This window comes from Micromonospora sp. CB01531, assembly GCF_001905095.1.
GTDB lineage: Bacteria > Actinomycetota > Actinomycetes > Mycobacteriales > Micromonosporaceae > Micromonospora.
Genome location: NZ_LWLS01000064.1, coordinates 95,675 through 108,458, shown reverse-complemented (window position 1 = coordinate 108,458; position 12,784 = coordinate 95,675). Strand labels below are relative to the sequence as shown.

18 protein-coding genes are annotated in these 12,784 nt (G+C 73.3%); 9 read left to right on the top strand and 9 right to left on the bottom strand.

Translation table 11 applies throughout. The features are described 5' to 3' along the window. Positions 1 to 504 precede the first annotated feature (504 nt). The gene (tyrS, locus tag A6A27_RS15590) at positions 505 to 1,788 is read right to left on the bottom strand and encodes a tyrosine--tRNA ligase (RefSeq protein ID WP_073835329.1); all 1,284 of its coding nucleotides are present in this window, start codon (positions 1,786 to 1,788) and stop codon (positions 505 to 507) included. Positions 1,789 to 1,887: 99 nt separating this feature from the next. On the opposite strand from tyrS, the gene A6A27_RS15585 reads away from it, so the two are divergent. From A6A27_RS15585 to A6A27_RS15570, 4 genes are all read left to right on the top strand, one after another. Next, on the top strand, positions 1,888 to 2,277 hold the full coding sequence (locus A6A27_RS15585; RefSeq protein WP_073835328.1) for a PaaI family thioesterase: 390 nt from the start codon (positions 1,888 to 1,890) through the stop codon (positions 2,275 to 2,277). 128 nt (positions 2,278 to 2,405) lie between these two features. Further along, positions 2,406 to 3,632 carry an NRAMP family divalent metal transporter gene (locus A6A27_RS15580; RefSeq protein WP_073835327.1) on the top strand — a complete coding sequence of 409 codons (1,227 nt, stop codon included), beginning with the start codon at positions 2,406 to 2,408 and terminating at the stop codon, positions 3,630 to 3,632. Next, on the top strand, positions 3,629 to 4,009 hold the full coding sequence (locus A6A27_RS15575) for a hypothetical protein (protein WP_073835326.1): 381 nt from the start codon (positions 3,629 to 3,631) through the stop codon (positions 4,007 to 4,009). Before A6A27_RS15580 ends, A6A27_RS15575 begins: the two co-directional genes overlap by 4 nt. Then, positions 3,996 to 4,325 carry a hypothetical protein gene (locus A6A27_RS15570; protein ID WP_073835325.1) on the top strand — a complete coding sequence of 110 codons (330 nt, stop codon included), beginning with the start codon at positions 3,996 to 3,998 and terminating at the stop codon, positions 4,323 to 4,325. Before A6A27_RS15575 ends, A6A27_RS15570 begins: the two co-directional genes overlap by 14 nt. An 87-nt stretch (positions 4,326 to 4,412) precedes the next feature. On the opposite strand, the gene A6A27_RS15565 is transcribed toward A6A27_RS15570, so the two are convergent. Both A6A27_RS15565 and A6A27_RS15560 read right to left on the bottom strand, forming a co-directional pair. Continuing rightward, on the bottom strand, positions 4,413 to 5,054 hold the full coding sequence (locus A6A27_RS15565) for a YgjV family protein (RefSeq protein WP_073835324.1): 642 nt from the start codon (positions 5,052 to 5,054) through the stop codon (positions 4,413 to 4,415). Between the two features lie 10 nt (positions 5,055 to 5,064). Further along, positions 5,065 to 5,568, bottom strand: coding sequence for a GNAT family N-acetyltransferase (locus A6A27_RS15560; RefSeq protein ID WP_073835323.1), 504 nt, complete (start codon positions 5,566 to 5,568; stop codon positions 5,065 to 5,067). 134 nt (positions 5,569 to 5,702) lie between these two features. On the opposite strand from A6A27_RS15560, the gene A6A27_RS15555 reads away from it, so the two are divergent. Continuing rightward, a complete protein-coding gene (locus A6A27_RS15555) occupies positions 5,703 to 5,987 on the top strand; it encodes a hypothetical protein (RefSeq protein WP_073835322.1) in 285 nt (94 codons plus the stop codon). Here the strand turns inward: A6A27_RS15555 and A6A27_RS15550 are convergent. Continuing rightward, entirely contained in the window at positions 5,960 to 6,436 is a 477-nt protein-coding gene (locus A6A27_RS15550) for a cyclic nucleotide-binding domain-containing protein (RefSeq protein ID WP_073835321.1), read from the bottom strand. The genes A6A27_RS15555 and A6A27_RS15550 overlap by 28 nt on opposite strands. Before the next feature lie 189 nt (positions 6,437 to 6,625). Between A6A27_RS15550 and A6A27_RS15545 the strand changes: the two genes are divergently transcribed. Beyond that, positions 6,626 to 7,513 (top strand): universal stress protein, encoded by an 888-nt coding sequence (locus A6A27_RS15545; protein ID WP_073835320.1) that lies wholly within the window; start codon positions 6,626 to 6,628, stop codon positions 7,511 to 7,513. A 21-nt stretch (positions 7,514 to 7,534) separates the two neighbouring features. On the opposite strand, the gene A6A27_RS15540 is transcribed toward A6A27_RS15545, so the two are convergent. The 5 genes from A6A27_RS15540 to A6A27_RS15520 all read right to left on the bottom strand — a co-directional run bounded on the left by A6A27_RS15540 (position 7,535) and on the right by A6A27_RS15520 (position 11,630). Beyond that, positions 7,535 to 8,161, bottom strand: a complete 627-nt coding sequence (locus tag A6A27_RS15540) for an FMN reductase (RefSeq protein WP_073835319.1) — start codon at positions 8,159 to 8,161, stop codon at positions 7,535 to 7,537. Continuing rightward, a complete protein-coding gene (locus tag A6A27_RS15535) occupies positions 8,158 to 9,297 on the bottom strand; it encodes an LLM class flavin-dependent oxidoreductase (RefSeq protein ID WP_073835318.1) in 1,140 nt (379 codons plus the stop codon). The genes A6A27_RS15540 and A6A27_RS15535 overlap by 4 nt, the downstream gene beginning before the upstream one ends. A 168-nt stretch (positions 9,298 to 9,465) precedes the next feature. Then, positions 9,466 to 9,741, bottom strand: coding sequence for a ubiquitin-like small modifier protein 1 (locus tag A6A27_RS15530; protein WP_073835317.1), 276 nt, complete (start codon positions 9,739 to 9,741; stop codon positions 9,466 to 9,468). Next, positions 9,742 to 10,824, bottom strand: a complete 1,083-nt coding sequence (locus A6A27_RS15525) for a WD40/YVTN/BNR-like repeat-containing protein (RefSeq protein WP_073835316.1) — start codon at positions 10,822 to 10,824, stop codon at positions 9,742 to 9,744. Positions 10,825 to 11,000: 176 nt separating this feature from the next. Next, a complete protein-coding gene (locus A6A27_RS15520) occupies positions 11,001 to 11,630 on the bottom strand; it encodes a DNA-3-methyladenine glycosylase (RefSeq protein ID WP_073835315.1) in 630 nt (209 codons plus the stop codon). 84 nt (positions 11,631 to 11,714) lie between these two features. Between A6A27_RS15520 and A6A27_RS15515 the strand changes: the two genes are divergently transcribed. The 3 genes from A6A27_RS15515 (at position 11,715) to A6A27_RS15505 (ending at position 12,738) form a co-directional block, all read left to right on the top strand. Further along, the gene (locus tag A6A27_RS15515) at positions 11,715 to 12,140 is read left to right on the top strand and encodes a DNA-binding protein (protein WP_073835339.1); all 426 of its coding nucleotides are present in this window, start codon (positions 11,715 to 11,717) and stop codon (positions 12,138 to 12,140) included. An 89-nt stretch (positions 12,141 to 12,229) separates the two neighbouring features. Further along, the gene (locus A6A27_RS15510; protein ID WP_073835337.1) at positions 12,230 to 12,583 is read left to right on the top strand and encodes an MmcQ/YjbR family DNA-binding protein; all 354 of its coding nucleotides are present in this window, start codon (positions 12,230 to 12,232) and stop codon (positions 12,581 to 12,583) included. Continuing rightward, the gene (locus A6A27_RS15505) at positions 12,580 to 12,738 is read left to right on the top strand and encodes a DUF397 domain-containing protein (RefSeq protein ID WP_073835338.1); all 159 of its coding nucleotides are present in this window, start codon (positions 12,580 to 12,582) and stop codon (positions 12,736 to 12,738) included. The genes A6A27_RS15510 and A6A27_RS15505 overlap by 4 nt, the downstream gene beginning before the upstream one ends. The last annotated feature ends 46 nt before the right edge of the window (positions 12,739 to 12,784 follow it).

Genomic DNA, 12,784 nt, shown 5'->3' with positions numbered 1-12,784 from the left:
CTCAAAGAACAACCACACACCATCCAGCAACCCCACATTCGCAGGGCCACCATCCGGGGCATTTCGTTCACCGCGACCGCCGCTCTCGCGCCGGGCACTTTTACTACGTTACCCGGTGGTTTCTGCCGTGTCAAACCGCTGTTTGGCGGTTCGTCGTGCTTCCACCCCTTTACCGGGCACCCCGATTCGACCGGCTCGCGCCGGGCGCCTCGTGGATTTCGGCAGGACGGCCGCCGCGCTTGCTCGCCCGTGTCCCTGCCGGCCAGTAACCTTACCCGGTCGGTTCCGCCTCGCCAAATCCGCCTCGCGGCGAATCCGGGGCACCACCCGGGTCCAGGTCAGACGGAGAGAACCATCCGATCCTGGCGGTCATTTCCGCGCTCCGGCCTTTTGGGCTTTCGCCCTGTTTCGTCCGTTCCGCGCTGGCAGAGAGAAAGTTACGCGCCCAGCGGTTTGATCGTCAAATCCGCTGGGCGCGTCCCACGTCACATTGTCGAGATACGACTATTTGCGCAGCTCAACACCCGCGAAGGAACGCTTCCCCCGGCGCAGCACCAGGTACCGCCCGTGCAGCAGGTCGTCCGCCGACACTGCCGCGTCGACGTCCGTCACCCGGGTGTTGTTGACGTACGCGCCGCCTTCGGCGATCACCCGGCGCGCCTCCTTCATGCTCGGCACCAGCCCGGACTCCTTGAGCAGGCCGGCGACGTCCGGCAGCTCGGCCAGGTGGACCAGGCCGGCCTCGGTCAACGCGGCGCGCAGGGTCGCCGGGGTCAGCTCCTCGAGCGAACCCCGGCCGAAGAGCGCCTGGCTGGCGGCGACCGCCTGGGCCATCTCCCGCTCGCCGTGCACCAGCGCGGTCAGCTCCTCGGCGAGCGCCCGCTGGGCGAGGCGGGCCTGGGGCCGTTCCTCGGTCGCCTTCTCCAGCTCCTCCAACTCCTCCCGCGAGCGGAAGCTGAAGTAGCGCAGGTAGCGGACGACGTCGCGGTCGTCGGCGTTGACCCAGAACTGGTAGAAGGCGTAGGGGCTGGTCATCTCCGGGTCGAGCCACACGGAGCCGCCCTCGGTCTTGCCGAACTTGGTGCCGTCCGACTTGGTGACCAGCGGCGTGGTGAAGGCCTCCACCGGCCCGGCGCCACGCCGGCGGATGTAGTCGACCCCGGCGGTGATGTTGCCCCACTGGTCCGAGCCGCCGTACTGGAGCTGGCAGCCGTGCCGGCGGTGCAGCTCGAAGAAGTCGTTGGCCTGCAGCAGCTGGTAGCTGAACTCGGTGAAGCTGATGCCGGTCTCCAGCCGGGCCTTGACCACCTCGCGGGCCAGCATCTTGTTCACCGGGAAGTGCTTGCCGACATCCCGGAGGAACTCGACCACCGACATCTCGCCGGTCCAGTCCAGGTTGTTGACCAGTCGGGCCGCGTTATCCCCGGTGTACGAGACGAACGGGGCGAGCTGGTCGTGGATGCGCTGGACCCAGCCCGCCACCACCTCGGGCGGGTTGAGGGTGCGCTCGGCGGTCTCCTTCGGGTCGCCAATCTGGCCGGTGGCGCCGCCGACCAGCAGCAGCGGCCGGTGCCCGGCGAGCTGGAGCCGGCGCGCGGTGATGACCTGCATGAGGTGGCCGACGTGCAGGCTGGGCGCGGTCGGATCGAAGCCCACATAGAAGGTGGCCGTCCCGCCGTCGAGCAGCTCGCGCAGCTCGTCAAGGCCGGTCGAGTCCTGGATCAGGCCCCGCCACTGCAGGTCTTCGGTCAGGGAGTCCCGCCCCTGCGGGAGGTTGCTGTCGGTCACGGCTACCGATTCTCCCCCATCACCGGCCCGGACCCGTACCGGGTTTGCCCACGCCCGGGCGACTAGGCTGGCGCTCCACCGAGAGCGAGGAGGGCTGCCGTGGAGAAGCCGGACCTGACCGGGGGCTTCGTGGCCCTGCTGGGCCTGAAGTTCGACGAGGTCAGCGGAGACCGGGTGGTGATCCGCTGGCAGGTCCGCCCGGAGCTGCACCAGCCGTACGGGATCCAGCACGGCGGGGTCTACTGCGCGGTGGTGGAGACGGCGGCCAGCATCGGCGGCGCGCTCTGGCTGGGCGACAAGGGCCAGGTGGTGGGCGTGTCCAACCAGACGGACTTCCTGCGCGCGGTGCGGGACGGCGAGCTCACCGCGGTGGGCACCCCGATCCACCGGGGCCGGAGCCAGCAGCTCTGGCTGGTGGAGATCACCGACGGGGACGGCCGGCTGGTCTCCCGCGGTCAGGTGCGTCTGCAGAACCTCACCGCCGCCTGACCCCGGACGGGTGCCGGGCGACGGCGCTGCCGGAGCCGGCGCGGGCGACGGCCTGGTCGATTCACCCTAAAAGAGATACTTGACGCCGATATCGTCGCGTCGATGAGATCACCCGCTCCCGACCCGACGTGAGGAAGCTCCTCGCCGCCACCCTCGGCGTCCTGTCCGCCATCGGCGGCTTCGTCGACATCGGCGACCTGGTGGCGGCGAGCCAGGCCGGCGCCCGGTTCGGCATGGCCCACGCGTGGGTGCTGGTCGTCGGGGTGCTGGGCATCTGCGCGTACGCGGAGATGGCCGGCCGGATCGCGGCGGTGAGCGGCCGGGCCGTGTTCGACCTGGTCCGGGAGCGGCTGGGGCCGCGGGTGGCGCTGCTCAACCTGGTCGCCTCCTACCTGGTCACGGTGGTCACCCTCGCCGCGGAGCTGGGCGGGGTGGCGCTGGCCCTGCAACTGGCGACCGGGCTCAGCTACCTGCTCTGGGTGCCGGTGGCCGCGGTCGCGGTCTGGCTGGTGCTGTGGCGGATGCGCTTCGCGCTGATGGAGCGGGTGTTCGGGCTGGCCGGGTTGGCGCTGCTGGTATTCGCGGTCGCACTGTTCGCCCTGCCCACCGACTGGGTGCGCCTCGGCCACGAGGCGCTGTATGTCAGCTCCGCCGGGGCGGGCTGGTCGGTGTACTGGTTCGTGGCGGTGGCGCTGTTCGCCTCCACGGTCAGCCCGTACGAGGTGTTCTTCTTCTCCTCCGGCGGGGTGGAGGAGAAATGGACCGCCGCCGACCTGGCCGACGCGCGGTCGAGCGTGCTGATCGGCTTCCCGGTCGGTGGGTTCCTGGCGCTGTCGCTGCTCGCCGTCGCGGCCGTGGCGTACCACCCGTCCGGGACGGCGCTGAACAGCCTCGACCAGGTGGCCCGGCCGGTGGCGACCGCGCTGGGCGGAGCCGGGCTGGCGGTCGCGGTGCTGGCGTTCTTCGCGGTTACCTTCGGCGCCGCGCTGGAGACCGGGCTGTCCGCCGCGTACGCGGTGGCGCAGTACTTCGGCTGGCAGTGGGGCAAGCGGGTCACCCCCCGGGAGGCGGCCCGGTTCCACACCGTGCTGCTGGTCAGCGTGCTGCTCGGGGTGCTGATGCTGCTGACCACCATCGACCCGGTGCAGCTCACCGAGTACATGCTGGTGCTCAGCGCGGTGGTGCTGCCGCTGACGTACCTGCCGATCCTGGTGGTGGCCAACGACCGCAACTACCTGGGCGACCGGGTCAACGGCCGGTGGATCAACCTGCTCGGGGCGGTGTTCCTGCTGCTCATCGTCGCCGCGTCGGTGGCGGCGATCCCGTTGGCGATCATCACGAGGATGGGACAGTGAGGCTCCAGCTGGCCAAGCAGCTGCTCGACCGGCAGATCGTCGACCGGGACGGCCGGCTGGTCGGCCGGGTCGACGACATCGCGTTCGCGATCGACGCCGAGGGGGTGCCGTACGTGGACTGCCTGCTCTCCGGGCACGGCGTGCTGGGGCAGCGGATCGGCGGCCGGATCGGGCGGTTCCTGGTGTCGATCGCCGAGCGGTTCGCCGAGGAGGTGCCGGTGCCGCCGCGACGCATCCCGCTCGCCCAGGTCGCCGAGGTGGACAGCGCGGTACGCCTGCGCTGCCGGGCGGCCGACCTGCCGCCGTCCCCCACGGAGTCCTGGCTGCGCCGGCACATGATCGACCGGATCCCGGGGGCGGATCATGCGCGCCGGTGAGCTGCTCGGCCGGATGGCGTACGACCTGCACGGGCGGCGGCTGGGCCGGGTGGTCGACGTGGTGGTGCGCGGCGGCTGGCCGCCGGACCAGCTGCGTATCACCGACGTGATCGTCGCCGGCCACTGGTGGACCCGGGTGGTCGGACGCCTGATCGCGCCGGAGCTGCACCCGTCGGGACCGTGGCTGCTGCGCGCCGCCGCCCGGGTCCTCGGCCGGAGCACCCACCAGTTCCCCGCTGACCGGGTGCGGCTGGTCCCGCCGGTCCCGGACTTCCCGTTCGGCCCGCCGTCCGGGCCGCCGGACCGCACCGGCTGAGGCGGCCCGGTCGGCACCGGCGGGTCGGTGCCCATCGGGCGGGCAGGCGGGCGGATCCTCCGCCGCGCGCCGGATCCGCTCCCCCGGCTACCCGCGCTGCCCGGCCGGGGCTGCGGGCAGGTCCAGCACGAACGCGTCACCCTCCCGGTTGAAGCCGAGCCGGTGGTAGTACGGGGCGACCATGCCGGGCGGGCTGACCACCCGGCGGAAGCCGCGGTCGGTGAAGAGGCGGCTGCGCCGGTAGACGAACTCGCCCGGCGTGAAGTCGCGGAACGGCGGGGTGACGTAGTCGAGGTCGACCTGGGCCACCCCGTCGGCCTCGGCGTGCGACACCACCACGCCGACCACCTCGTCGGCGCGGACCACGAGGAACGCCGAGCGGTCGGCACCGGCCGGGTCCCAGCGGAAGGCGGGGTTGAACCGGGCGATGTCGGCGGCGTGCACCCGCAGCGTGTGGGCCAGGAAGGCGTCCTCGGTGCCCACCTCGACCACCTGATAGGTCTGCTCGTCGTGCCGGGTGGCCAGCAGCTTCCGCAGGTACCAGACGTTGATCACGGCGAGCACCACGTTCAGCCCGACCATGGGCCACACGTGCACGGCGGCGTTGTAGCCGATCAGGATGAGGCAGCCGACGAGGTTGAGGGCACGCAGCCGCAGGATGCGCGTCTGCAGCAGCGACCAGACCAGCAGCGCGGAGCCGGCCCAGCCGACGAGTTCCAGCCAGTTCACCCGGGGAAGACTAGTGGTCGCGCTGGTCAGCCGCCTCGGCGGGCAGCTCCAGCACGTACTCCTCGACCTCGGTGCCGCGGCCGTTGGCGTACCCGGAGTCCGCACCGACCACCACGAAGCCGCACTTGCGGAGCACGGCGAGCGAGGCGGCGTTGTCCTTGGCGGCGCGGGCGTGCACCGGACGCTGCGGCAGCTCACGCAGCAGCGCGGCGAGCGCGGCGGTCGCGTGGCCCCGGCCCCAGCGGCGCGGATCGATCCAGTAGCTGACCTCGGTGCGCTCCCCCACCGGGAAGGCGGTCACGCGCCCGACCACCTCCCCGTCGACCGTCACGGTCCGGAGGATGATGCGCGGGTCGGCGCGGATGCGCGTCCAGTGGTCGTCGAAGGCGGCCCGGTCGGCCGGGTCCTTCGGGCCGAACGCGGCCATCCAGTTGGCCTGCGGATCCTGCTCGTGGCGAAAGAACGCGGGCAGGTCGTCGTCGCGCACCGGGCGGAGCCGCATCTCACTGGTCACCGCCGGAGGATACGCGGACCGACCGACAGGTTCGGACCGGCTGGCGAACGGGCGACGTCACCCGGGCGGTGGACCGGCGCCCGGACCCCGCCCCGGACGCCGAGTGGGAGCGGAGGATTCGTCGGGTGAAGAGGATGACCCACTGCCGGCACCGGCCGGCATTCCCGATGCGTACCCCCGGAGCCTCCGTCACGGGCCCGATGCTGGCCGGCCCGCGGGCCCTGGGCCCGACGGCGGCCGCGCCGCTGGCGCTCGCCGCGGCGGCGCTCGGTGCCGTCGCGGTCGGCACGCTGGCGATCGGTCGGCTGGCGATCCGCCGGGCGGTCATCAAGGAGCTGCGCATCGGCCGGCTGGAGGTGGACGAGCTGGTCGTGCGGCGGACCGACGGCGGTCAGCCGGTGGGCGGCAGCGTCGTCTGATAGCCGTACAGCTCCAACAGGCGGACCCGGGAGGCCTGCAGCCGGTCCACCACCACACTCATGAAGCGGGTGGTGAGCTGCCGGCCGAGCGCGTCGTCGGACTCCATCAGCCGGCGTACCCCGGCGGCCTGGAACTCGACGGCGAGGCTGCGCCGCACGGCCACCGCCCCGAACTGCCACCGGTACGGCGGGAAGAGCCAGGACCAGCCGACCACCCCGCCCGCGCCGATCGTCTCGATCCCCACGTCACCGCGACCGGGCACCGGGAAGTCCAGCGCCACCTCGCCGCCGCGGACCAGCCAGAACCGCTCCGCCGGCTGCCCGGCGCGGAACAGCCGGTGCCCGGGGTGCCACACGACGGGGCGGGCGTGACCGGTCAGCGGGGGCAGCCACTCCGGCGGCAGCCCGGCGAGGAACGGATGCGCGCGGAGCATCTCCAGCGGAGTCATCAGTCTCACCCCCGTCCACGGTGCGGGTCGACGGTCCTGGATCCATTGGACCTCGCCCCGGCCGGGATCGTCAGGGCCGAAGGTCCCGGGTCGCGGAGGCGCACCGCCTCTGCCGGCCGATCCCGCTCGGGAGCAGCCTGGGGGTGGACGTATGACCGACAAGACCGGCGGCCTGAGCCGATCGAAGGGATGCCGATGAACCGACCTGTCGTGGTGGGGGTCGACGGATCACCGACCAGCCTGACCGCCGCCGAGCACGCCGCGCGGGCGGCCGTCCAGCGGTCCCGGCCGCTGCACCTGGTGCACGGCTACCTGCACCCGCTCGGCTACGGCGTGCCACTCAACCCGTACGACCTCGGCGTGCCGGCACCGACCGAGGCGGCGCGGAAGATGCTCGAACAGGTGGCCGGCGACCTGACCGACCGGCATCCGGGCCTGCGGGTGGAGGTACGCCAGGTGGCCGGCGGTCCGGGCGCCACGCTGGTCGAGGAGTCCCGCCGGGCCGACCTGGTGGTGGTGGGCAGCCGCGGGATGGGCGGGTTCGCCGGGCTGCTGCTCGGCTCGGTCAGCGGCCAGGTCGCCCAGCACGGGCACTGCCCGGTGCTGGTGGTCCGCCCGGCCGAGCAGCCGATCCCGGTCGACGGACCGGTGCTGGTCGGCGTGGACGGCTCCGAGTCGGGCGGGCTCGCCGTCCGGCTAGCCGCCGACGAGGCGGACCGCCGCGACACCGACCTCGTGCTGGTGCACGTCCGGCCGCCCGAGCGGGCCGGCACGGTGCCGGAGCAGGCGGCCGAGTCCGCGGCGGCCGGGCAGGCCGAGTCGGCCGAGCTGCTGGCCCGGGCGGCGGCCCAGGTCCACGCGGACCATCCGGTGCTGACGGTGGTCGAGCGGCCGGTCCGGGCCGCCTCCCCGGAGCAGGCCCTGGTCGAGGCGAGCGGGGAGGCGGCGCTGGTGGTGGTCGGGTCGCGGGGCCGCGGCGGCTTCGCCGGACTGCTGCTCGGGTCGGTCAGCCAGGCGCTGGTGCTGCACGCGCACTGCCCGGTGCTGGTGGCCCATCCGTACGAGCGGGCGGAGTGAGGACCGCCGGGGACAGGCCGGTCAGACCGGGTCCCGGCCGGCGAGCAGGTCCTCGAAGGTGGTGGTGAGGGCGAACGGGTCGGCCGGGCCGGTCGCGACCGGGCGGCGGTCCACCTGCTCCGCCAACTCGATCCCGGCCCGCCGGATGCGGGCCCGCAGGGCACCGTCGGCGCTCTCGCCGGACCAGTCCTCCGGCGCCGCGTAGACCACCGTCGGCACCACCACCGCCCGCAGGTAGGCGAACATCGGCCGGACCGCGTGCTCCAGGGCGAGCGAGTGCCGGGCGGTGCCCCCGGTGGCGCCGATCAGCACCGGCCGGTCGGCCAGGGCGTCCCGGTCCACCACGTCGAAGAACGACTTGAACAGCCCGTTGTACGAGGCGTTGAAGATCGGGGTGACCGCGATCAGGCCGTCCGCTCCGGCGACGGTGTCGAGCGCCTCCCGCAGGGCGGCCGACGGGAAGCCGGTGAGCAGGTGGTTCACCACGTCGTGGGCGTGCTCGCGCAGCTCGATCGGGCGGATCTGCACCTCGGCGCCGCTCCGGACCAACTCGTCGCGGGCTGCCGCGGCGAGCTGGTCGGCGAGGAGCCGGGTCGAGGAGGGCTGGCCGAGGCCGGCGGAGACCACCGCCAGGGTGCGCCGGGTCATCGGGCCGCCTCGGGCGCCTTGCCGGTCACGTCGTCGACGGCGTGCACGGTGTTGTCCTTGGCGCCGCCCGCCGCGGCCAGCAGCGAGGCGTGGGTGGGCGCCTCCGGCACGTGCACCGGTCGCAGCGAGTCGAACTCCTTACGCAGCACCGGGACGACCTCCTCGCCGAGGAGGTCGAGCTGTTCCAGGACGGTCTTCAGGGGCAGCCCGGCGTGGTCCATCAGGAAGAGCTGACGCTGGTAGTCGCCGACGTACTCGCGGAAGCCGAGCGTGCGGTCGATGACCTGCTGCGGGCTGCCCACGGTCAGCGGGGTCTCCCGGGTGAACTCCTCCAGCGACGGCCCGTGCCCGTAGACCGGGGCGTTGTCGAAGTACGGCCGGAACTCGCGGACGGCGTCCTGGGAGTTCTTCCGCATGAACACCTGCCCGCCGAGGCCGACGATGGCCTGGTCGGCGGAGCCGTGGCCGTAGTGTTCGAAGCGCTGCCGGTAGAGCCCGATCATCCGCTGGGTGTGCTCCTTGGGCCAGAAGATGTGGTTGGCGAAGAAGCCGTCGCCGTAGTAGGCCGCCTGTTCGGCGATCTCGGGGCTGCGGATCGAGCCGTGCCAGACGAACGGCGGCACCCCGTCGAGCGGGCGTGGGGTGGCGGTGAACGACTGCAGCGGGCTGCGGAACCGGCCCTTCCAGTCGACCACGTCCTCACGCCACAGCCGGTGCAGCAGGTCGTAGTTCTCGATGGCGAGGGGGATGCCGTTGCGGATGTCCTGCCCGAACCACGGGTAGACCGGGCCGGTGTTGCCGCGCCCCAGCATCAGGTCCACCCGGCCGTCGGCGAGGTGCTGGAGCATCGCGTAGTCTTCGGCGATCTTCACCGGGTCGTTGGTGGTGATCAGCGTGGTCGAGGTGGAGAGCAGCAGCCGCTCGGTCCGGGCGGCGAGGTAGCCGAGCATGGTGGTCGGCGACGAGGGCACGAACGGCGGGTTGTGGTGCTCGCCGGTGGCGAAGACGTCGAGCCCGACCTCTTCGGCCTTGAGTGCGATGGCCACCATGGCCTTGATCCGCTCACGCTCGGACGGCAGCCGCCCGTTGGTCGGGTCGACCGTGACGTCGCCGACGGTGAAGACTCCGAACTGCATGATCCAGCTCCTCGCGTGACGTCCGGGCCGGTGCGGCCCGGATCGCACCCCACAACATATTTGACGAGTCAACTATTCCGTCGCGGGTCGTGGCCAGGGTGGCCCAGCTCACCGCCCGCCGGCCGGTTGCGGCCCGCCGGCGGCACTCGTGACCGGCGTACGGCCCCGTCAGCCGCCCGCCACGGAGGGGAGCACCTGCACCTCCGCGCCGTCGCCGACCGGGGTGTCCAGCCCGCCGGCGTGCCGGCAGTCCTCGCCGTCGACGTAGACGTTGACGTAGCGGCGCAGCTCGCCGCGCTCGTCGCGGATCCGGCGGCCCAACCGGGGCCAGGCGCCGTCGAGCTCGTCGAGGACGGCCCGCAGCGTGCCGGTGGCGGCGACGGTCAACCGGCTCGCTCCGCCCGCCTCGCCGCGCAGCGGGCCGGGCAGCAGCACGGTGATCACTCACACCTCCGCGGCCCGGACGCAGAGCACGTCCGGCAGGTGGGCGGCGACCAGCGACCAGGAGTCACCCTCGTCCGGGCTGGCGTAGACCTCGCCGGAGCGGGTGCCGAAGTAGACCCCGGCCGGGTCGGCGTCGTCGGCGCACATCGCGTCGCGCAGCACCGACGGGTAGAACGGCCCCTCGGGCAGCCCGACCGAGAGCGGCTCCCACTTGTCGCCCGCGTCCGTGGAGCGGTAGACCCGGCAGCGGTGGTCGACCGGGAAGCGCTGCCCGTCGGCGACCAGCGGGAAGACGTAGACCGTGCCGGGGCGGGACGGGTGGGCGACCGTCGGGAAGCCGAAGTCGCTGGGCAGGCCGGCGGCGATCGAGCTCCAGGTGCGCCCGTCGTCGTCGGAGCGGTAGACGCCATGGTGGTTCTGCGCGTAGAGCCGGTCCGGGTTGCCGGCGTCCCGGGCGATCTTGTGGACGCACTGCCCGAACTCGGGCCACTCGTCCGGCAGGAAGTAGGCCCGGATGCCCGTGTTGCCGGGCGTCCAGCTCGCCCCGGCGTCCTCGGTACGGTAGACCCCGCCGGTGGACATGGCCACCGCCATCCGGGCCGGGTCCCCCGGATGCGGCAGCACGCTGTGGATCGCCTGGCCGCCGAAGCCGGCGCCCCAGGACTCGCGGTGCGGATGGTCCCAGAGCGCCCGGACGAGCTGGAAGCTGCGCCCGCCGTCGTCGGAGCGGAACAGCGCGGACGGCTCGGCACCGGCCCAGACCACGGCGGGCTGGTCGGCGCCCGCCGGAGCGAGCTGCCAGACCCGGCCCAGGCTGGCGCCGGTGTCGGTCGGGAAGGCCACCGGCGCCCGGTCGGGCTCCTGCCAGGAGGCGCCGAGGTCGTCGCTGGTCGCCACGCTCGGCCCGAAGTGCGAGCTGGTCATCCCGGCGAGCAGGCGGGGCCGGCCGGCGCGCTTGTCGATGGCGACCGCGTAGACGCCGGTCATCGGGAAGTGCGGGCCGGTCACCTCCCAGGCGCGTCGATCGGTGCTGGTGGCGAGGAAGAGCCCCTTGCCGGTGCCGATTGCGAGCAGTGTCGCCATGCCGGTCCTCCGATCCGTGCCGAGCGGGTGGCTGCCGGGTCCGGGCGGCACCCGGCGAGAGGCGCACGACGCGGGCGGGTGGGACCTGGCGTCGTGATTATGGCCACCCCGTCCGACAGAATGCCGCTTCACCGGGCCGGTGGCCAGCCCGCACCGCCGTCCGGCAGCCGCCGGCGTCAGCGACGGGTGCGGGGCACGTGGCGGCGGTAGGCGCTCACCGTCGGGTCGCCGGCGATCCAGAACCGCCAGGGCACGTCGTGCGCCCCGGTCACCCCGACCCGGGGGCCGGCCGCGATCGCCGCCGCCGGCACCGGCGCCGCCGCGGGCCGCAGCCGTACCGGGCCGTCGCCGAGCAGGTCGACGCCGTAGACCGCGCCGTCGATGCCGAGCGCCGCGCAGAGCCGGGCGGGCCCGCGGGCCAGGTCCACGTCCCGGCGTACGGCAGGTCGCCGCGGCCGGGCCGCACCCAGCCCGTCGACCACCTCGCCGGCGCGCAGCAGCACCCCCGAGGCCTCCCCGTCCCGGCCGGTGACCACGTTCATGCACCAGTGCATCCCGTAGGTGAAGTAGACGTACGCCCGCCCGGACGGGCCGAACATCACCGCGTTGCGCTTGGTGCGGCCCCGGTGCGCGTGCGAGGCCGGGTCCCCGGCGGTGCCGGCGTACGCCTCGACCTCGGTGATCCGGATGGTGGCCCCGCCAGCGGTGAGCAGGCAGCCGAGCAGCCCGCGGGCGGCCGGCACGACCGGCCCGGCCAGCAGGTCGGCCAGGTCGGCTGCGGTGGTGGCGGGCTCGGCACTGGTCATGGGTCGACGATAGCCGGTCGGGCGCTGGCGATCTTTTCAATACACCGTTGACAAGATGCCGTTCAAGGGTGTCTCATGGAACACATGCCCACGCTGGACAACGACCCGTTCACCGCTCCGGACGCGGCCCAGGCCCGCGCGCACCGCAACTACGCCGCGCTGCTGCGGATCGCCGAGCGCCACGCCGGCACCAATGCCCGCCGACGGCGGTACGCACACCCCGACGTGCCAGACGCGTACGAGGCGGCCACGCTGGTGATGGCCCTCGCCGGCGGCGCGGAGCTGGAGCCCGGCGAGGAGCCGGTCGACCAGGCGGACCTGATGGCGGCGCTGACCCTGGTCCCGCACGTGCGGGCGGAGGTGGACGCGCTCGAGGCGGGCCTGGTGCAGGTGGCCCGCGGCCGGGGGCTGACCTGGCAGGCGATCGCGTATGGGCTCGGGCTGGGCAGCGCCCAGGCGGCCCGGCAGCGCTACGACCGGATCACGGTACGCACCGGCACCGCCGACTGAACCCGGTCGCCCCGCACGACCCGCCGCGCGCCGATCGGCTGTCACACGGGCACGCGAGAATGTGCCGGCAACCGGGGATGGAGGACGCGATGACGCGCGACGAGATGCGGGCGTACTGCCTGGCGAAGCCGGGTGCCTGGCTGGACCAGCCCTGGGAGGGCGACGAGGTGGTCAAGGTCGGCAGCAGGATCTTCGCCTTCCTCGGCTCGGCGGAGGGCGACGCGCGGGTGGGCCTGAAGTGCGGCCCGTCCCGGGAGGTCGCCGACGAGTGGCTGCACCGGTTCCCCGACGACGCCCGCGCCTCCCCCTACATCGGCCGTTCGGGCTGGAACACGCTGCGGCTCGACGGCGGCATCCCCGACGAGGAACTGCGCGAGGCGCTCGACGGGTCGTACGACGCGGTGGTGGCCAAGCTGCCCAAGCGCGAGCGACCGACGGCCTGACCGCAGTCACGGTGGGACACACCCGCCGCTTTGCGCTGGCCGGCAACCTGCCGGGCGTGGTTGCCGTCCGCGACAGCAAGGACCCGGCCGGTCCGCTGCTCGCCTTCGACCCGCAGGCGTGGCGCTCGTTCGTCGAGTTTGCCAAGCAGTCCTGACACGGAAAGGAGCAGGCCCTCAGCAGCATGCTGAGGGCCTGCTCCT

Excerpts from the sequence above, each read along its gene's own strand:
- A6A27_RS15550 (WP_073835321.1), bottom strand. The coding sequence starts at position 6,436 with ATGACTCCGCTGGAGATGCTCCGCGCGCATCCGTTCCTCGCCGGGCTG.
- A6A27_RS15525 (WP_073835316.1), bottom strand. The coding sequence starts at position 10,824 with ATGGCGACACTGCTCGCAATCGGCACCGGCAAGGGGCTCTTCCTCGCC.
- A6A27_RS15510 (WP_073835337.1), top strand. The coding sequence starts at position 12,230 with ATGACGCGCGACGAGATGCGGGCGTACTGCCTGGCGAAGCCGGGTGCC.
- A6A27_RS15540 (WP_073835319.1), bottom strand. The coding sequence starts at position 8,161 with ATGACCCGGCGCACCCTGGCGGTGGTCTCCGCCGGCCTCGGCCAGCCC.
- A6A27_RS15535 (WP_073835318.1), bottom strand. The coding sequence starts at position 9,297 with ATGCAGTTCGGAGTCTTCACCGTCGGCGACGTCACGGTCGACCCGACC.
- A6A27_RS15515 (WP_073835339.1), top strand. The coding sequence starts at position 11,715 with ATGCCCACGCTGGACAACGACCCGTTCACCGCTCCGGACGCGGCCCAG.
- A6A27_RS15520 (WP_073835315.1), bottom strand. The coding sequence starts at position 11,630 with ATGACCAGTGCCGAGCCCGCCACCACCGCAGCCGACCTGGCCGACCTG.
- A6A27_RS15555 (WP_073835322.1), top strand. The coding sequence starts at position 5,703 with ATGACCCACTGCCGGCACCGGCCGGCATTCCCGATGCGTACCCCCGGA.
- A6A27_RS15570 (WP_073835325.1), top strand. The coding sequence starts at position 3,996 with ATGCGCGCCGGTGAGCTGCTCGGCCGGATGGCGTACGACCTGCACGGG.
- A6A27_RS15545 (WP_073835320.1), top strand. The coding sequence starts at position 6,626 with ATGCCGATGAACCGACCTGTCGTGGTGGGGGTCGACGGATCACCGACC.